The organism is Aminobacter sp. HY435 (genome assembly GCF_027568395.1).
Classification (GTDB): Bacteria; Pseudomonadota; Alphaproteobacteria; order Rhizobiales; family Rhizobiaceae; genus Aminobacter.
Genome location: NZ_JANKZL010000001.1, coordinates 40,030 through 58,734 on the forward strand (window position 1 = coordinate 40,030; position 18,705 = coordinate 58,734).

General features: G+C 63.8%; 17 protein-coding genes and 1 pseudogene. 2 read left to right on the forward strand and 16 right to left on the reverse strand.

Features of this window, described 5'->3' with window-relative positions:
- Positions 1-8 precede the first annotated feature (8 nt).
- From PCJ21_RS00200 to PCJ21_RS00235, 8 genes are all read right to left on the reverse strand, one after another.
- Positions 9-1,214: an acetyl-CoA C-acyltransferase gene (locus PCJ21_RS00200; RefSeq protein WP_269929367.1), complete on the reverse strand. Its 1,206-nt coding sequence runs from the start codon at positions 1,212-1,214 to the stop codon at positions 9-11.
- A 185-nt stretch (positions 1,215-1,399) separates the two neighbouring features.
- Positions 1,400-2,170, reverse strand: a complete 771-nt coding sequence (locus PCJ21_RS00205) for an SDR family NAD(P)-dependent oxidoreductase (RefSeq protein WP_269929368.1) — start codon at positions 2,168-2,170, stop codon at positions 1,400-1,402.
- A 12-nt stretch (positions 2,171-2,182) separates the two neighbouring features.
- The gene (locus tag PCJ21_RS00210; RefSeq protein ID WP_269929369.1) at positions 2,183-3,253 is read right to left on the reverse strand and encodes a phosphotransferase family protein; all 1,071 of its coding nucleotides are present in this window, start codon (positions 3,251-3,253) and stop codon (positions 2,183-2,185) included.
- 15 nt (positions 3,254-3,268) lie between these two features.
- Entirely contained in the window at positions 3,269-4,477 is a 1,209-nt protein-coding gene (locus tag PCJ21_RS00215; RefSeq protein WP_269929370.1) for an acyl-CoA dehydrogenase family protein, read from the reverse strand.
- 68 nt (positions 4,478-4,545) lie between these two features.
- Complete coding sequence (locus PCJ21_RS00220; RefSeq protein WP_269929371.1) at positions 4,546-5,346, reverse strand: CoA-transferase subunit beta; 801 nt, start codon at positions 5,344-5,346, stop codon at positions 4,546-4,548.
- Positions 5,347-5,357: 11 nt separating this feature from the next.
- Positions 5,358-6,236, reverse strand: a complete 879-nt coding sequence (locus PCJ21_RS00225) for a CoA transferase subunit A (RefSeq protein ID WP_269929372.1) — start codon at positions 6,234-6,236, stop codon at positions 5,358-5,360.
- 50 nt (positions 6,237-6,286) lie between these two features.
- Positions 6,287-8,380, reverse strand: coding sequence for a 3-hydroxyacyl-CoA dehydrogenase NAD-binding domain-containing protein (locus PCJ21_RS00230; protein WP_269929373.1), 2,094 nt, complete (start codon positions 8,378-8,380; stop codon positions 6,287-6,289).
- Complete coding sequence (locus PCJ21_RS00235) at positions 8,377-9,387, reverse strand: NADPH:quinone oxidoreductase family protein (RefSeq protein WP_269929374.1); 1,011 nt, start codon at positions 9,385-9,387, stop codon at positions 8,377-8,379. Before PCJ21_RS00235 ends, PCJ21_RS00230 begins: the two co-directional genes overlap by 4 nt.
- Before the next feature lie 226 nt (positions 9,388-9,613).
- On the opposite strand from PCJ21_RS00235, the gene PCJ21_RS00240 reads away from it, so the two are divergent.
- Both PCJ21_RS00240 and PCJ21_RS00245 read left to right on the forward strand, forming a co-directional pair.
- A complete protein-coding gene (locus tag PCJ21_RS00240; RefSeq protein WP_269929375.1) occupies positions 9,614-10,369 on the forward strand; it encodes an SDR family NAD(P)-dependent oxidoreductase in 756 nt (251 codons plus the stop codon).
- A gap of 100 nt (positions 10,370-10,469) precedes the next feature.
- Positions 10,470-12,008: a class I adenylate-forming enzyme family protein gene (locus tag PCJ21_RS00245; protein WP_269929376.1), complete on the forward strand. Its 1,539-nt coding sequence runs from the start codon at positions 10,470-10,472 to the stop codon at positions 12,006-12,008.
- A 102-nt stretch (positions 12,009-12,110) separates the two neighbouring features.
- Here PCJ21_RS00245 and PCJ21_RS00250 read toward each other — a convergent pair whose 3' ends face one another.
- The 8 genes and pseudogenes from PCJ21_RS00250 to PCJ21_RS00285 form a co-directional block, all read right to left on the reverse strand.
- Positions 12,111-12,896 (reverse strand): SDR family NAD(P)-dependent oxidoreductase, encoded by a 786-nt coding sequence (locus PCJ21_RS00250; RefSeq protein WP_269929377.1) that lies wholly within the window; start codon positions 12,894-12,896, stop codon positions 12,111-12,113.
- Positions 12,893-13,648: an SDR family NAD(P)-dependent oxidoreductase gene (locus tag PCJ21_RS00255; protein WP_269929378.1), complete on the reverse strand. Its 756-nt coding sequence runs from the start codon at positions 13,646-13,648 to the stop codon at positions 12,893-12,895. The genes PCJ21_RS00250 and PCJ21_RS00255 overlap by 4 nt, the downstream gene beginning before the upstream one ends.
- The gene (locus tag PCJ21_RS00260) at positions 13,645-14,562 is read right to left on the reverse strand and encodes a branched-chain amino acid ABC transporter permease (protein WP_333474376.1); all 918 of its coding nucleotides are present in this window, start codon (positions 14,560-14,562) and stop codon (positions 13,645-13,647) included. Before PCJ21_RS00260 ends, PCJ21_RS00255 begins: the two co-directional genes overlap by 4 nt.
- A 102-nt stretch (positions 14,563-14,664) precedes the next feature.
- A pseudogene (locus tag PCJ21_RS00265) lies at positions 14,665-15,573 on the reverse strand (branched-chain amino acid ABC transporter permease); the annotation flags it as partial.
- Positions 15,574-15,578: 5 nt separating this feature from the next.
- Positions 15,579-16,295 (reverse strand): ABC transporter ATP-binding protein, encoded by a 717-nt coding sequence (locus PCJ21_RS00270; RefSeq protein WP_269929379.1) that lies wholly within the window; start codon positions 16,293-16,295, stop codon positions 15,579-15,581.
- Positions 16,288-17,055 carry an ABC transporter ATP-binding protein gene (locus PCJ21_RS00275; RefSeq protein WP_269929380.1) on the reverse strand — a complete coding sequence of 256 codons (768 nt, stop codon included), beginning with the start codon at positions 17,053-17,055 and terminating at the stop codon, positions 16,288-16,290. Before PCJ21_RS00275 ends, PCJ21_RS00270 begins: the two co-directional genes overlap by 8 nt.
- A gap of 50 nt (positions 17,056-17,105) precedes the next feature.
- Positions 17,106-17,390 carry a DUF1330 domain-containing protein gene (locus PCJ21_RS00280; RefSeq protein ID WP_269929381.1) on the reverse strand — a complete coding sequence of 95 codons (285 nt, stop codon included), beginning with the start codon at positions 17,388-17,390 and terminating at the stop codon, positions 17,106-17,108.
- Positions 17,391-17,442: 52 nt separating this feature from the next.
- Positions 17,443-18,642: an ABC transporter substrate-binding protein gene (locus PCJ21_RS00285; RefSeq protein WP_269929382.1), complete on the reverse strand. Its 1,200-nt coding sequence runs from the start codon at positions 18,640-18,642 to the stop codon at positions 17,443-17,445.
- Positions 18,643-18,705 lie beyond the last annotated feature (63 nt).

Here is an 18,705-nt window from a genome sequence, read left to right on the forward strand (position 1 = left end):
CAGTCTCGTCAGTTGTAGATTTCGAACAGGCCGGCAGCACCCATGCCACCGCCGACACACATGGTGACGACGCCATACTTTGCGCCACGACGGCGACCTTCGATCAGCAGATGACCGGTCGTGCGTGCGCCGGTCATGCCGAACGGATGGCCCACGGCAATGGCGCCGCCATTGACGTTTAGCTTTTCCGGGTCGATTCCAAGCGTGTCGCGGCAATAGATTGCCTGGCTGGCGAATGCCTCGTTGAGCTCCCACAGGCCAATGTCATCGACGGTGAGGCCGTGCCGCTTAAGCAGCTGGGGCACGGCGAAAACCGGACCGATGCCCATTTCTTCAGGCGCGCAGCCGGCAACCGCCATGCCGCGATAAGCGCCAAGCGGCTTCAGACCGAGCTGCTCGGCGCGCTTGGCTTCCATGACGACGAGTGCTGCTGCGCCGTCGGAAAGCTGCGACGAGTTGCCGGCGGTGATGTATTCGCCGACCTTGACGACTTCGCCATCGGCGAACACCGGCTTCAGCTTTGCCAGGCCTTCGAGATTGGTATCGGCGCGGAAACCCTCGTCCTCGGCCAGCGTCACGTCGTGGAAGCTGGTCTCGTTGGTTTCCTTGTTGACCACCATCTTGCGCGAGGCCATCGGCACGATTTCGTCGTTGAAGCGACCGGCCTGGTGAGCGGCGGCCGTGCGCAGCTGGCTGGCCAGCGAGAATTCGTCCTGCGCTTCGCGGCTGACGCCGTACTTCTTGGCGACGATCTCGGCGGTCTCGATCATCGTCATGTACATATGCGGCCACTGCGAGGTCACCGCCTGCGAGCGGGCACGGTAGCTGTTCTTGTGCTTGTTCTGGGTCAGGCTGATCGACTCGACACCGCCGGCGACGACCGTCTCCATGCCGTCGACGATGATCTGCTTGGCCGCGATCGAAACGGCCATCAGGCCGGACGAGCACATGCGGTCGATGGTCATGCCCGGCACGCTGTCGGGCAGGCCGGCTGCGGCTGCGGTCAGGCGGCCAATGTTGTAGCCTTGCGTGCCCTGCTGCGCGGAGCAGCCCAGGATGACGTCTTCCACAGCATCGAGCGCGATGCCGGCGCGTTTGACCGCCTCGCGAACCGCGTGGCCCGACAGGGCCGGCGCCTCGGTGTCGTTGAAGGCGCCGCGAAAGGCTTTGCCGATTGGGGTGCGGGCGACAGAAACGATGACGGCTTCGCGCAAGGGATTGCTCCAGAACTGCTTATGTTTCGGCAAGGAACCGGGGGCGAAGCGGTCTTTGCAACCGCCCTCGAAAACGCCCGGAACCGAAGTTTTCCAGCTACTTGCCTAGGAGCGACGCGATCGCCGAACATCGTCTGAAAAGACTAACGGTCGGCGCGGACGATTTTCCCGCGCCGATGTTGCCGTCAGACGTGATAGCCGCCATCGACATTGATGACCTCGCCGGAGATGAAGCCGGCGCGGCTGGAGGCGAGGAACGACACGGCTTCGGCAATGTCGATCGCCTTGCCGTTGCGGCGCAGTGGCGTGTTCATCGCCGCGGCCTGCATGTACTTGTCGTCGATAAAGCCGAGCTTGCTGAGTTCGGTGTGCTGGCCGGTCTCGATGATCCCCAGCGCCACGCCATTGGAGCGGATGCCATAGCGGCCCTCCTCCTTGGCAACGCCCTTCATCAGCGCATGCACCGCCGACTTCGGCACGACGGAGAGGCCGTCCGCAGCGGCGAAGCGGTACTGCGCCGAGCTCTGGCAGGCGACGATCGAGCCACGCGTCTTGCGCAAATGCGGGATCGCGTAATGGACGACGTTGAAGAAGCCGAAGGCGTCCTGCATCAGGTGCTTGCGCATCTGTTCCGGTTCGATCTTGCTGAGATGAATCAGCGGCACCAGCGGCCCGGCCGCGTAGACGACCGTATGGACGCCGCCACCGGCATCCGCAACACCATCGATGAACGCGCGTGTCGCCTCGACATCCTCGATGTTGAGCTTGTGGATCGAGGCCTTGCGCCCCTCGCCGCGGACCGTCTCGGCCGCAGCCTCCGCCTTGGCCTGGTTGCTGTGATAGGTCAGCGCCACATCGCAGCCGTCACGGGCCAGCACCCGGCAGATCTCGGCGCCGACGCCGCCGCTGCCACCGATGACGATAGCCGTTCCCTCGGCCGGATAAAGTCCGCTCATGTCCATCCTCCCTTATGATTTCATCGCCAGTTCGGCGTAATGCCAGCCGAATTCGGCGACGGGGCGCGCGAGTGCGCCGGCCTCGCGGGCGTGGGCGCTCGCCGCATTGCCGTCGACCACGCGTTTCATGATGCCCTGGCGAATGCCGGCAACGCGGAACAGGCTGTAGGCGAGATAGGCGTACCAATGGCGGTCCGACACACCGTGCTGCCCAGTCGCCTTGAGATAGGCGTCGCGGTAGCTGCGCTCGTCGGGGATGCCGAGTGCGCCGATGTCGAGGTCACCGAGCCCGCGATAGGGCTTGTTCGGCAGCCGCCACGTCAGCATGTGATAGGCAAAGTCGGCCATCGGCTCGCCGAGCGTCGACAACTCCCAATCGACCAGCGCCAGAACGCGCGGCTCGGTCGGATGGAACAGCATGTTGTCGATGCGGAAGTCGCCGTGGATCAGCGACGTGCGGGTTTCAGGCGGGATGTTGCCTGGCAGCCATTCGATCAGCCGGTCCATCGCCGCGATGGTTTCGGTCTCCGAGGCGCGGTACTGCTTGGTCCAACGTGCGACCTGCCGTGCGACATAGTCGGCCGGCTTGCCAAAACCCTCCAGGCCGACAGCCTTGTAGTCGGTCTTGTGCAGGGCGGCGGCGACGCGATTCATCTCCATGTAGATCGCGCGGCGCTCGGCCGGCGACTGATCCGGCAGCGACGGCGCCCAGAAGGAACGTCCCTCCACGAAGTCCATGACGTAAAACATCGCGCCGACGATGCTTTCGTCGTCGCACAACAGCCGCGCGCCGGCCACCGGCACGTCGCTCTCGCGCAACGCGCTGATGACCCGGAATTCGCGATCAACGGCATGCGCCGACGGCAACAGCTTGCCGTCTGGCTTCTTGCGCAGTACCAGGCTGGGCTTGCCGTCGAAGGAAAGCAGCATCGTCGGATTGGACTGCCCGCCGCGAAAGCGCTCGACCGTCAGCTTTCCTTCACAGCCCTCGATATTGGCCTTGAGATAAGCATGCAGACGCGCGACATCGATCGGGCTGTCGGCAGCGAGCGGCTCGGTGCCGACGAAACGGCTGGCATCCATGTCCCGCCTCCCCGCTCAGCCGATATCTGCGTATTTGGCCAGTTCGAGGCGCCCGATCTGGTTGCGGTGAACCTCGTCCGGACCGTCGGCGAAGCGCAACTTGCGGGCATGAGCGTAGTAGTTGGCAAGCACGAAGTCCTGCGACACGCCGGCGGCGCCATGCGCCTGGATGGCCCAGTCGATGACCTTGCAGGCCATGGTGGGGGCAGCGACCTTGATCATGCCGATCTCGGCGCGCGCGGCCTTGTTGCCGACTGTGTCCATCATGTAGGCGGCCTTCAACGTCAGCAGGCGCGCCTGGTCGATCATGATGCGGGATTCGGCGATGCGCTCGAGCGTCACGGACTGTTCGCCGATGGGACGGCCGAAGGCGACGCGGCTCTTCACGCGCCGGCACATCAGTTCGAGGCAGCGTTCGGCCAGGCCGATCAGGCGCATGCAGTGATGGATGCGGCCAGGTCCGAGGCGGCCTTGCGCGATTTCGAAGCCACGGCCTTCGCCCAGCAGCATGTTGGTCGCAGGTACTCGCACGTTCTCGAATGTCATGTCCATGTGGCCGTGCGGCGCGTCGTCATAGCCGAACACCGTCATCGGACGCAGAACCTTGATGCCGGGCGTATCCATTGGCACCAGGATCATCGACTGCTGCTTGTGCTTGTGGGCACTCGGATCGGTCTTGCCCATGAAGATCAGCAGTTCGCAATGACGGTCGCCGACGCCCGAAATCCACCACTTGCGGCCGTTGATGACGTAGTCGTCGCCGTCGCGGACGATGGAGCTCTGGATATTGGTCGCATCGCTCGATGCGACATCAGGCTCGGTCATCGCGAAGGCCGAGCGGATCGAGCCGTCGAGCATGCCGGGCAGCCAGCGCGCCTTGTGCTCATTGGAGCCGTAGCGCTCGATGGTCTCGATGTTCCCGGTATCGGGTGCTGAACAATTGAAAATCTGCGACGAAAAATGCACGCGGCCCATGACTTCGCAGAGTGGCGCATATTCGGCATTGGTCAGACCGGCGCCATGTGCTGAATCCGGCAGGAACAGGTTCCACAGTCCGGCGTCCTTGGCCTTTGCCTTCAATTCTTCGAGGACTGGCGGATGGCCCCAGCGATCGGCCTCCACCTCTTCATGGTAGCGGCGTTCGTTCGGGTAGACATGCTCGTCCATGAACGCGTTCAGGCGTTTGAGCAGGCCATTTGTCTTTGCGCTGTATTCGAAGTCCATGTCACGTCCGCCACTGGTATTTCAGGAGAAGTGCCGCCGGCATATTGGAATGCCGGCGGCGGTTTTTGTTACGCGGCTCGGATGCCGGGCGGGTTGCCCTTGAGCACGGTCGCGCGGATATTGTGCGGATCGAGCTTTGCGATGATCGCCAGCTGCGCCTCGGTCGGTGCGTCTGTGGTCGTCATGCCTTCCGCGCGCAGCAGCGGGAAGCCAGTCGCTTCCTGCACCTGCTCGAAGGTGACGCCCGGATGCAGCGACAGCACCTGCGGCGCATGGTCCGGGCCATTGTAGTCGAACACGCAGAGGTCGGTGATGACGCGGCCCAGCTTGACGTCGTCGGGCTTTGTGCCCTCTGGCCAGTTCTTCGCGTTGAAGCCGACGCTCGCCACCACATCGACCTCACCCTCGACGAAGGTGCGCTTGCTGTGGTTGGGCAGGAACATCGAGTTCTTGTGGCAGAGGCTGTTGCCCGGGAAGCCACGGACGCCAAGCATGGCGACCTTCGGCTTGTTGAAGTCGTCGCCAAGCGCCGAGATGTTGCCCTGGCCGTAGCGGTCCATCTGGACCGGCGTCACCATGGCATGGCGGCGTCCGCTCCAGACGCTGTCGAAGACGCGGTGATAGGGCATCCAGCCGGAGAATTTCGGCTTGAAGTCGCCGCGTGCGCCGAGCGGGATCGGGTCCTCGACCAGGTATGCCTCACCGTCCGTCATCATGAGACCGGGCGCGCAGGTGAGCTTGGCCAGCCCAACCGCGAGACGCGGCAAGGGGCCGATACCGGTGGCGAGAACTTCTCCATCGTTGCGAAATGCTTCCGCACCGGCAACGATGATCAGTTCGGCAAGAGTGAATTCATTTGCAGTCGTCATGTCGTATCCGATCAGAAAATGGGGAGCGGCAGGGCGCGGATCTTGGCTTCACCGCCTACGCTCGCGATGTAGCTGGCCTCATCGCCCTTCACATACTCGTCAAAATAGCGCTGCCAGCCGCCCTCTTCGCCCGCCGACGCGGCATAGGCCTTCAAGTGGCCCATGTCCCAGCCATAGGCTTCGTGCGAGGCGGTCGGGTGTGCGCCGAGCGGCGCCTTGACCACGCCGCTGACAAAGCAGCGTTCGAACAGCTGCTGCTTGGCCTTGTCCGAATATTCGGCGTCGATGCGGTCGACCAGCACCTCGGTGGTGACGAACACCTTGTCCGCCGCGCGCGCAAACAGCGCGTCGAAGAACGGGTCCGGACCATCGGTCTGGGTGTTGCCCAGGCGGTCGGCACGGCTGGTGTGGATCAGGGCCACGTCGAGCTTGATTGCCGGCATCGCCAGCAGCGTCTCGCCGTCGTCGTATGGCGACTTGATCGTCTTGAAGTGCGGATTGTACTTGAGCACGTCCGAGCCGATACCGACGCGGGTTGCGGCGAACGGCAGGTTGTGGCCGGCAGCCTGCAGGCCGAGGAGCAGGAGCCCCTCGTCGAGTTCGCTGACTTCCACCGAGCCCGCCTCACGCGCCTTGCGGAAGTAGGGCTCGATCGGCATGGCGTCGAGCGAGACGAAGCCGTAGATCAGCTTCTTGACCTTGCCGGACGCGCACAGCATGCCGATCTCGGGGCCGCCGTAAGCAACCAGCGTCAGATCCTTCAGATCAGAGCGAAGAATCTCGCGCACGATCGCCATCGGCTTGCGCCGGGGACCCCAGCCGCCAAATCCGATCGTCATGCCGTCGCGCAACTGGGCGACGACCGATTTCAGGTCCATTTCCTTGTTCATAGATACCTAATCCGTTTGTTATTCGTCTTGGTTCGGCAAGGTTCCACGGCTCAGCCGTAAAAGCCCCTGCCCTCGGCTACCAGCCGCTCTATGAGCGCGGCCGGCTTGAAATACTGCTCGCCCACCAGGCCCGCATACTTGTCGAGCGCCGCCTTGACCTTCGGCAGGCCGACCTGGTCGGCGTAGAACATAGGTCCGCCCAGATAGGTCGGGAAACCGAAGCCGTTGGTCCAGATGACGTCGATGTCGCTCGGCCGTGCGGCCGCACCTTCGTCGAGGATCTTGGCTGCCTCGTTGACCATGGCGAAGAGGCAGCGTTCGAGGATTTCCTCGTCGGTGATGGTGCGCGCGGTGAAGCCACGTTCGCGGCGGTGCGTGTCCAGCAGTTCGTCCACGGCAGGATCGTGCGATGCCTTGCGGTTTTCGTCATAGACGTAGTAGCCCGCGCCCGACTTCTGGCCGAGACGGCCAGCAGCGACCAGGCGGTCGACGATGTTGCACTGCTGCTCGCGCGGCGACATCCGGGCGACGCGTGCTGCGCGCGCGGCCGCCATGATGTCCATGCCGGCAAGGTCCGCCAGAGCGAACGGCCCGATCGGGAAGCCGAAGGCGGTTAGCACGCGGTCGACCTGTTGCGGCGTCGCACCGTCCTCAAGCAGGAATTGAGCCTCGCGCGTTCGCTTGGAAAGCATGCGGTTGGCGACGAATCCTTCGGAGCGCCCGACCATGACAGGCACCTTTCCGAGGCGCTTGCCAATCGCCGTGGTGGTTGCAAGCACGTCCGGGGCCGTCTGGGCCGCCCGCACGTTCTCGAGCAGCTTCATGACATTGGCCGGGTTGAAGAAATGCATGCCGGCAACACGCGCCGGGTTCTTCGAAGTCTGGGCCAGTTCCTCGATGTCGAGGAAAGAAGTGTTGGTGGCAATGATCGCATCGTCGCGCAACACGGCGTCAAGCTTGGCAAACACCTCCTTCTTGACATCGAGCTGTTCCGTCACCGCTTCGATGACCAGGTCGACATCACCGATGCCGTCATAGGTCGTCGCCGTGGTCAGCAACGCCATGCGGCGCTCCATCTCCTCGGAAGACAAGCTGCCGCGCTTGACGCTGCCTTCGTAGATCTTGCCGATTGCCTTGGTCGCCGACGCAAGCCCTTCGTCCGACAGACCGATCAGCGTGACCGGAATGCCGATGTTGAGGAAGCAAGCGGCGATGCCGCGTCCCATCGTGCCAGGACCGACGATCGCCACCTTCGTGACGTCGCGCGGCTTGTCATCCGCACTGACGCCGTCGATCTTCAGCGCCTCGCGCTCGGCCGCAAAGATATGGCGCAGCGCCTTGGACTGCGGAGACACCAGCAATTCCTTGCAGGTCTTGTATTCGAGCGCGATCGCCTCGGCGACCGGCGTCTCGATGACCATCTTGATCAGATCGACTGCAACAAGCGGCGCCTTGAAGCCCTTGTATTTCTTTGCCAATGCCGCACGGCTCGTTTCCAGGACGGCAGGGTCGAACGCCGGCACCGGCAGGTCGCTGGTACGGCGCACCTTGGCGCCGTCTGCCACCACCTTCTCGGCGAAGGCAATGGCCGCCGCTTTCAGGTCTCCAGCGACGACTTCGTCGACGATGCCCTTTTCGCGGGCGTCCCGCGCCGAGATCTGGCCGCCTTCGCTGATCATCGTCAGCGCCTGCTCGACACCGGCAAGGCGCGGCAGGCGGACCGTGCCGCCCGAACCCGGCAGGATGCCGAGCTTGACTTCCGGCAGACCGACCTTCGAGCCGTCGAGGGCGACGCGGTAGCTGCAGGCGAGTGCTACTTCGAGGCCGCCGCCGAGTGCGGTGCCATGGATGGCGGCAACGATCGGCTTGGTGGCAGCGTCAAGCGTGTCGATCACCTCACCCAGGAGGGGCGCGACCATCGGCTTCTTGAATTCGTGGATGTCGGCGCCGGCGATGAAGGTGCGGCCCTCGCAGACGATGACCATGGCGCGTGCCTCGGCATCGCTTTCGAGCGCCTTGACGGCCTCGATCAATCCAAAACGCACCGAATACGACAGCGCGTTGACCGGTGGATTGTCGACGGTTGCAACCAGAATGTTGCCTTGCTTGACGACCGATACGGTCTTGACCAGTTGCTCGGTCATGCCGGCACTCCTTCCTTGCTGTTATTGCTGCTTCCGGTGACCAGCACGACCTTGCCCTTCACCGCGCGTTCCATCACCACGTCGAGGGCTTCGGCGAAGCGTTCGAGCGGATATTCCGCCGAAATGTGCGGCTTGAGCTTGCCCTGCGCGAACCAGTCCATCAGTTCGGCGATGTTTTCGGCGTTCTTCTCCGGCGCCGAGCGTGCATAGGCGCCCCAGAACACGCCGATCAGCGCGGACTGCTTGAGCAGCAGCAGGTTGAGCGCGATCTTCGGGATGTCGCCTGCGGCGAAGCCGATGACCAGAAGACGCCCGAACAACGCCAACCCGCGCACGACCGTTTCCGTCATGCTGCCGCCAACCGGATCGTAGACCACGTCGACGCCCTGCCCGTTGGTAAGCTCCTTCAGGCGCTGGCGCAGGTCCTCGGTCGAATAGTTGATGGTCTCGTCGGCGCCGTATTCACGGCACAGCTCAAGCTTCTCGTCGCTGGAGGCGGCGGCGATGACACGCGCGCCCATCTGCTTGCCGAGTTCGACGGCGGTCAGCCCGACGCCACCGGCAGCACCCAGGACGAGCAGCGTTTCGCCCGGCTTGATCCGCGCTCTGTCCTTCAAGGCATGATGCGAGGTCGCATAGGTGATCAGGAACCCCGCCGCCTCGACGAAACTCATCTGGTCAGGGATCGGAAACACCTTCCACGCATCGACCGCAACCTGCTCGCCATAGCCGCCGATACCGGCGAAAGCCAGAACCCGCATTCCGACCTTGAGGCGCTCGACGCCGTCGCCCAGCGCAACGATGACGCCCGCGGCCTCGCTGCCCGGCGTGAACGGCAGCTCCGGCTTGGTCTGGTACTTGCCCTCGACCATCAGGCCGTCGAAGAAATTGATGCCGCAAGCTTCGGTGCGGATCACCACCTGCCCGGGCTTCGCCACGGGCGCCGGAACCTCTTCTATTCTGAGTTCGGCCCGTGGGGCGAACTCCCTGCAGATGACTGCCTTCATTTCCAGTAACGCCGCTTTCTCTGCCGTTTAGGCACATCCAACATCCTTGATCGAGGCAAGAAATGGGACAGTGGCACAGGGCAAACATCGTCTGATGGGACTAGTCGCCGGGAAGCGGCCATTTTGCTGCATGGATGGCAGAACTGTGCGGCTTCGCTAGTCCCTTCGGACGATGTTGCCGGCGCTGTCGCGCGCAGGTTCGCGCAATCAGTTCAGGAGGAAAATCATGGCCCGTTTGGCAGGCAAAGTCGCATTCATAACCGGCGCGACCGGCGGCATTGGCGAGGCTGCCGCACGGCTGTTCGCACAGGAAGGTGCCAAGGTCGCAGTCGCAGGCCGCAGCCGCGACAAGGGCGAAGCGATTGCAGCGTCGATCAACGCCGCCGGCGGCGTAGCCATGTATGTCGAGACGGACGTGACCGAACCGGAAAGCGTCGCGGTCGCATTCAAGGCTGTCATGGACGCATGGGGCCGCCTCGACGTGCTCTACAACAATGCCGGTGGTTCGAGTTCGGCTGACGGACCGGTCACCGTCGCGCCGTTCGAGGAGTTCTGGCGCTGCATCAAGCTTGACCTGTTCGGCACCTGGGTCTGCTGCCGCAACGCCATTCCGCTGATGCAGCAGTCTGGCGGCGGTTCGATCATCAACTGCTCGTCCATCGTCGGCGCCATGGGCATCCCCAATCGCGACGCCTATTCGGCCGCCAAGGGCGGCATCATCTCACTGACGCGCTCGATGGCGGTGGAGTTCGCCAAGGACAACATCCGGGTCAATACGCTGGTTCCGGGCGCGGTCGCCACTGACCGCGTGCTCGGCTTCTTCGAGCGGGAGCCGCACCTGAAGGCGCAGTTCGACGCCTACCTGCTCGGCATCGCCGAACCGATCGACGTGGCCAACGCGGCGCTCTACCTGGCCTCGGACGAATCGCGGAAGATGACCGGGCATCAGCTGCCAATCGACGGCGGCATCCTGATCTCCTGAGCGGGCCTGCGGTTGCTTAGTCTGTGCAGACGATGTCCGGATTGACCCGCGGGTCTTGAAGTCGGCACAGAATCCCATTTTCGAGTGCAGGAATACACGTATGGAAATCCTGAGCCAGGTCCTGGCGCGGAATGCGCGGCTGATCGGCGACCGCCGCTTTATCGTGACGGACAACGAAACCATCACCTACGCGCGCTTTTCAGAACTGACGGCGCAACTGGCCAACGTGCTTGCCGCGCGCGGGGTTGCCAAGGGCGATCGCGTTGGCCTCTACCTGCCGAGCACGCCGATGATGGCAGTCGGCTTCTGGGCCTGCCAGCGGCTCGGCGCGATCCCTGCGCCGCTAAGCGCCATGTTCCGCCACGCCGAACTGCGCAAGATCGTTGCCCAGACTGGCATGAAGGCGCTCATCGCGGACGGATCGACTTGGCCCTATTTCTCGGAGATCAGGGGCGAATTCGACGAGCTTGCCCATTGCCTGGTGGCCTCCGGCGATGGCAGTGCCGACGATCTCACCGCACTGATGGCCGCAGCGCCCACGACGTTCGAGGACGCAGCCTGCCATATCGATGACATCTGCGCCCTGTTCTTCACCTCCGGCACGACAGGCGCGCCCAAGGGCGCCGCGCAGTCGCAGTTCAACCAGTGCTCGACGCTGCGCGACATGATGGTGTCCCACCGCACGCGCTTCGCAGAGGAAACCTATCTTTGCGCCGTGCCACTGTTCACCAATTTCGGGCTGACGGTGACGCTCAACCTCTGCCTCTACACCGGCGGCACCATCGTGCTGCACGAGCGTTGGGACACACAGCGGGTTCTGTCCGACATCGGCCGGCATCAGGCCACCTATTTCGGCGGCACCCCGACCATGTATGTCTACATGGTCAACGAGGTCGATCCGACAAAGCACGACCTGTCGTCGCTGCGCATCTGCACCACGGGCGGCTCGCCCGTTCCGCAACCGGTCATCCGTCGTTTCGAGGAGCTGTCGGGCGCTCGGGTGACCCAGGTCTACGGCTCGACCGAGACCAGCGGCCAGAACGTCATGGAACCGACTGCCGGCATCCGCAAACCAGGCTCGGCGGGCCTCCCGGTCGGCAGTTCGCGCATCTCGATCGTCGACGACGAGGGCAATGCCTTGCAGCAGGGTGAAATCGGCGAGGTCATCATCGAAGGCGACTGCGTCGCGCAAGGCTACTGGATGGACGAGAAGGCAACAGCGGAAGCCTTCGGCAATGGCGGCTGGAAGTCGGGCGACCTCGGTTATGTCGACGAGGACGGCTACCTGTTCATCGTCGACCGCAAGAAGGACGTCATCATTGCCGGCGGCCACAATGTCTATCCACTCGAAATCGAGGCGCTGCTCTACAAGCACCCAGCGGTGGCCATGTGCGCTGTTGTCGGCGCGCCCGACGAGAGCAAGGGCGAAATCCCGGTCGCGGTCATCGTCAAGGCCGAAGGGCAGAACGCGACTGCCGAGGAACTGATCCGTTACTGCCGCGAAAGCCTCGCAGCCTACAAGGCTCCGCGCGCTGTCCACTTCATCGACACCATGCCCGTCGAGGCTGCCAAGATCCGCAAGCGCGAGCTGGTGCTGGCACTGCGCGAAAACCGCCTCGATGATTTCAGAAACAAGTGATTTCCGGCATAGCCGGAGCACTGAAACGGCCGCGCGATGCGCGGCCGTTGTATTATATATCAATCAGTTGTTAGGATATGTTCAGTATCGACTGCAACTTGCTCAGGCGCTCACAACGTCACCTGCGCCGCCGAAAGCGCTCCAGCCGCCGTCGACCGGCAACACAGTCCCGGTGATGTAGGACGCCCAGTCCGACAACAGGAACACGGCCGCCTGCGCCATCTCCTCCGGCACGGCCAATCTGCCAAGTGGCGTTCGGCGCTCCAGCAGCGTCGGATCGAACGCCTTGCGCTCGAGCAGCGCCTCGACCATCGGTGTGCGCGTATAGGCCGGTGCAATCGCATTGACGCGAATGCCATGTGGGCCCCATTCGCAGGCCAGAGTGTGCGTCAGATGGTTGATGCCGGCCTTGGCGGCAGCGTAGGCCGAACGCCTGGGGAAGCCCCCAAGTCCGACGATGGACGACACGTTGACGATGGCGCCGCGCTTCTGCGCCAGCATCGGCCGCGATGCGGCTCGGCACATCAGGTAGGTGCCGCGCAGGTTGACGTCTACCACGCGCTGCCAGCGCTCCACCGACTGCTCGTGCACCGGCACGAGGTCGTCGCCGATGCCGGCAGAATTGAAAACGAGGTCAAGCCCGCTCAGCATGGCCATCGCCTCGCCGACCATGCGTTCGGCATCGGCTTCACTGGCGACGTCACCCTGGGTCGCGCCCACTGCTCCGGTGCGCCGTGTCGCCGGGTCGAGTTGCTCACGATTGAGGTCGGCGATGACCACGCGCGCGCCGAGATCGCCCAGCAGCCGGGCGGCCGTCTCGCCGATGCCGCTGGCACCGCCAGTGACCAGCGCCCGCCTGCCGTCGAAGCGGATCGCCGGTGCGCTCATGCGTCGGGATCCCCGCCGTCTTCTGCGTCCTGCCTGAAATGGAAATCCGGCTGCCACTGGTCGCGCGGCTGGACATGCAGTTTCCAGTAGGCCTCGGCGACGAGATCGTGGTCGTAGGGCGTTCCTGCCTGCATCGTGCCATGGATGGCGACGGTCGAGACGTGGATGCCTGACGGCGAAAGCTCCTTGTCGAGCGAGTGCCCGAGGCTGCGCAGCGCCGCCTTGCCGAGGGATGTTACGCCCCATTCGATCCACGGACCGAATGCAAGCACGCCGCCGGTCAGCAGGATTGTGCCGCGACCGCGTTCGATCATCGCAGGCGCAACCGCCTGCGCCGCATGCAGCGCGCCGGCGACGTTGGTCCGGAACGCGTCGACGACATAGTCGACGCTGGCTGCCTCGCCATGCGATTTCCAACCGTCGGCGGTGCCGTACTTCACCTCGTCGAGACGAGACGGCGTCACAAAGCGCGCCGGCTCGATGATCGCGGCATTGTAGACCAGCGCCTCCGCATTGCCGTGCTGGCTGCGGATGGCGGCATGGACGCGGTCCATGTCGTCAGGCCTGCCGGCGTCGCCTACGAAGCCGGTGACATCCAGCCCCTCGGCGCGCAAATCCTGTTCGTAGCGCGCAATCGTTTCGGCGCGGCGGCCGACGAAGGCAACGCGGTGACCTTCTCGGGCGAACTTTTTCACCAGGGCCTGGCCAAGACCAGGCCCCATGCCGATGACAACAGTCGACGGCGCGCTCATGGCGCGACTTTCGCCTTGGCCGGGGTTGCGCCTTGCGCCTTGCGCTCGGCCCGGTTCGCCAGGAATTCCTCCAGCGTGCCGATGATGCCCTTGCGCAGGAAGAGCACGCACAGGACGAAGATCACGCCCTGGATCACCACCACCCAGGCCCCGAAGGTCGCCAGCTCACGCTGCAGCGTCACCAGGACTGCGGCGCCGACCACCGGTCCCAGCAAGGTGCCAACGCCGCCTATGAGGGTCATCAGCAGCACATCCGCCGAGGTCATGAAGAACACGTCGGCGAGCGAGGCGAGCTGGAAGATGATCGCCTTCAACGCACCCGCGACGCCTGCCAGCATCGCCGACAGCATGAAGGCGATCAGCTTGAAGCGGTCGGTGGAGTAGCCGAGCGAGATGGCGCGCGGCTCGTTCTCGCGGATCGACTTCAGCGTCTGGCCGAAAGGCGAATGGATGATCCGGTAGACGAAGGCGAACCCCGCCAGGAACACAGCCAGCGTGACGTAATACATGTTGAACGTATTGGAGAGGTCGATCGCGCCGAACAGCGTGCCACGCGGCACCGACTGGATACCGTCTTCGCCATGCGTCCACGGCGCCTGCACAGCGTAGAAATAGATGATCTGCGCCAGCGCCAGGGTGATCATGGCGAAATACAGGCCTTGCCGGCGGATCGCCAGCCAGCCGAACAGCGTGCCGACCGCCGTTGCCGTTGCGACGCCCATCAGGATGCAGATCTCGGTCGGCAGCCCCCAGGCGGCGGCCGCATGCGCCGTGACATAGGCCGACGAGCCATAGAATGCGGCATGACCGAAGGCGAGCAGGCCGACATAGCCGAAGATCAGATTGTAGGCCAAGGCAAACAGCGCCAGCACCAGGATCTTCATCGCCATGATGGGATAGACGACGAACGGCATCGCGAGACCGCCAACGGTGAAGATCGCGAGCCACAGGCGTCCGTTTTCAAGGAAGCTGCCCGAGCGGCCCGACGAGACGTCGGCAACGGAGTGGCTGGTGGTTTCCTTGCCGAACAGACCGGCGGGCCGGAAGATCAGAACCAGCGCCATGATGATGAAGATCACCGTTGCCGAGGCCTGCGGATAAAACACCTTGGTCAGGCCCTCGATCACGCCCAGCATCAGGCCGGAAACGATGGCACCGAAGATCGAGCCCATGCCGCCGATGACCACCACGGCGAAGATGGTGATGATGATACCTTGGCCCATCTGCGGGCTGACCTGGTAGATCGGCGCCGCCATCACGCCGGCGAAGCCGGCAAGCCCGACGCCAAAGGCATAGGTCAGCATGAGCAGCCGAGGCACGTTGATGCCGAAGGCGCGGACCAGGTCCGGATTTTCGGTAGCCGCGCGCAGGTAGGAGCCCAGCTTGGTGCGCTCGACCGTGTACCAGGTGCCGAAGCAGACGATGATTGCGGCAACGATGACCCATGCGCGGTAGATCGGCAGGAACATGAAGCCGAGATTGATGCCGCCCTTCAACGAGTCCGGAACGCCGTACATCTGGCCGGCCGCGCCGTAATAGACGTTGAAGGCGCCCTCGATCGCCATGGCGAGGCCGACGGTCAGCAGCAGACCATAGGCATGGTCGAGGTCGTAGACGCGGCGGATGAAGATGCGCTCCATCAGCGCGCCGATGACGGCGACGACCAGAGGCACGATGACCAGCGCCCACCAGTAGCCGATGGATGGCAGGCCGAGGCCGGGGAACAGTTCGGGCAGGCGCAGCAGATACCACGCGCCGAACGCCCCCAGCATGTACTGCGCGCCATGGACGAAGTTGCCGATGCGCAGCATGCCGAAGATGATCGCCACGCCAAGGCTCATCATGGCGTAGAACGAGCCGTTGATGAGGCCAACGAGCAACTGGCCGAAAAGTAGTGCAGGCGGAACGCCAATCAGGTCCATCATGGCCATCACACCCCGAGGTAAGCTTGGATCTTGGCTTCGTTTCCGGCGAGCTCGTCGCGTTTGAAGCGCTCGACGACCTTGCCGTGGTCGACGACGAAATGCCGGTCGGCGAGTTTCGACGCAAAACGGAAGTTCTGCTCGACCAGAAGGATGGTGAAGCCCCTCGCCTTCAGCTTTTCGAGCACAACGGCGATCTGCTTGACGATGACCGGGGCAAGGCCCTCGGTCGGCTCGTCGAAGATCAGTAGCTTGGCGCCGGTGCGCAGGATGCGGCCGATGGCCAGCATCTGCTGTTCGCCGCCCGACAGCTTGGTGCCCGGGCTCGACCAGCGCGCCTTGAGATTCGGAAACAGCTCGAGAATTTCGTCGACGCTCATGCCGCCCGGAGCGATGACCGGTGGCAGTTCGAGGTTTTCGGCCACAGACAGGCTGGAGAAGATGCCGCGCTCTTCGGGGCAGTAGGCGATGCCGCGGCGCGCAACGATTTCGGGCGCCTTCTGGGTCAGGTTTTCGCCTCGGTAGCTGATCGCGCCGGTCTTCTTGCGCACCAGCCCCATGATGCAGCGCAGGGCGGTCGTCTTGCCCGCGCCGTTGCGGCCAAGCAGGGTGACGAGCTCGCCCTCGCGGATGTCGAAGTTCATGCCGTGCAGCGCTTTGCTTTCACCGTACCAGGCATGCAGGTCGGCGATTTCGAGAACCGTCTTGTTGTTGTTTTCAGTCATCTGCGCCACCGATGTAGGCCTCGACAACGCGCGGATCGCGCGACACGGTCTCGTAGTTGCCCTCGGCCAGCACGCGGCCTTGCGCCAGCACCGTGATGGTGTCGGAAAGGGCTGCGACGACCGACAGGTTGTGCTCGACCATCAGGATGGTGCGTTCGGCCGATACCTTGCGGATCAGTTCTGCGATGCGGTCGACATCCTCGTGGCCCATGCCGGAGGTCGGCTCGTCGAGCAGCAGCATCTCGGGATCGAGCGCCAGCGTTGTTGCGATCTCCAGCGCCCGCTTGCGCCCGTAAGGCAGGTTCACGGCAACATGGTTGCGATAGGAAAGCATTCCGACAGCGTCAAGCAACTCGTCGATGCGGTCGTTGAGTACGCCGAGCGTGCGCTCGCTCTGCCAGAAGCGGTAGGACGTACCTGTCGGTCGCTGCAGCGCCATGCGCACGTTCTCGCGCACGCTCATGCGCGGGAACACGGCCGAGATCTGGAACGAGCGGACGAGTCCCTTGCGCGCCACCTCTTCCGGCTTCAGCGCGGTAATGTCCTCGCCGTTGTAGCGAATGGTGCCTTCGCTCGGCGCCAGGAACTTGGTGATGAGGTTGAAGGTCGTCGTCTTGCCGGCACCGTTCGGACCGATCAGGGCGTGGATGGTATTGCGACGGACCTTGAGGTCGACGTCCTTCACGGCGGCGAAGCCGTAGAAATACCGGCTCAGCCCAGACGCCTCGATGATGTAGTCGTCCGAAGTGCCTTGTCGCACCTTGTCCTCCCGAATGCTTTGAATGATGCGGCGATGCCGACTCGTCGGCCCTAGACGTCGACGAGTATGCCTCTGGCGCGAGATGCGACCTGCCTGAGCGCGACGACCTTCTGATAATCGTCCGAGCGGTAGAAGCGGCGCGCGTCCTCGGCGCTCGTAAATTCCACCACCGAGATCGAGGCCGGCTGCCAGTCGCCTTCCAGGCTTTCGATACGGTCGCTCGACAGGACGAAACGTCCGCCCCCGCCAGCCAGGATCGGGCCCGCCACCTCGCGGTAGTGATCGTAGGCCGCCTGATCGGTGACCTCGATTTCAAAGATCAGATAGCCAGGCAAGGTTCGCTCCCGAATATTGCCGGGCCGCCAGACGACGGCCCGGCAACTCAACTCAGCTCTTGGACAGCTTGCAGGCGCTCTTGTCGATCGAGCGGAATGCCTGGTCAGCCGGAACGGTGGTCACGACCTTGAACACGTCCTGGGCATCGGGAGCTTCGCCCGGCGCACGGACCTCCAGCAGCTGCATGTCATGCGCCAGACGGCCATTCGGCAGCAGCGTGGCGTTCTTTGCGAACAGGTCGTTGATCTTGCCTTCGCGCAACTTGGCAAGCACCGCGGTCGGCTCGTCGGTACCCGCGGCCTTGACAGCGTTCAGGTAATTGGTGGCCGCCGAATAGGCACCGGCTGCGACCCAGCCCGGCGCATTGCCGGTCTTCTTCTGCATCTCTTCCTTGAAGCGCTTGGATGCGTCGTCGGTGTTCCAGTACCAGGCGGCTGCGAACTGGATGCCCTTAAGCGCTTCGAGGCCGATGGCGCGCGCATCCGACTGGTGCAGCACGGTCACAGCGACGCGCATGCCCTGGTCGATCAGGCCGAACTCCTGCACCTGCTTCAGCGTGTTGATCAGCTCGGGGCCGTTGACGGTCAGCGCCAGCACCTTGGCGCCGGAAGCCTGGGCCTGCAGGATGTAGGACGAGAAGTCAGTCGAGCCGAGCGGCGCACGAACGGCGCCCAGGATCTTGCCACCCTCCTCCTCGACGGCGGCCTTCACGCTGGCTTCCATCACCTTGCCGGCTTCGTAGTCGGGCGACAGGATGAACCAGGTCTCGCCGCCGGCCTGAAGCTGGGCGCTGACGGAGGAGCGCACCTGCGAATAGGCATCATAGGCCCAGGCCATGCCGTAGCCGTTGCAATCGGCTTCCGTCATCTTGTCGGTCATCGGCGACACGAAGAAGCCGAGCTTCTTCTGCTCGCCGAGCAGCGTGTTGACGCTGAGCGCGATGGCCGAGTTGGCGACGTCGAACAGCGCGTCGACATTGTCACGCTCCAGCCACTCGCGGGCGATCGACAGCGCCACTTCCGGCTTGTTCTGATGGTCGGCTGAAACAATCTCGATCGGCTTGCCGAGCACTTCGCCGCCGAAATCCGAAATGGCGAGCTTGACGGCCTCGGTCACTTCAGTGCCGCCAAGGGCCGAGAAGGACGAGCTCTGGTCATTGAGCACGCCAAGCTTGACGCTCGGCGCGTCCTGAGCCGCAGCGGTCAGCGCGGTCGACAGCAGCAAGGCTGCCGCGAAGATGGATTTCCTCATGTGTATCCTCCCGAAACGGATGCTTGGGTGCGCGCAAACCTCCTTGCGCGCGCCAGAACGGCG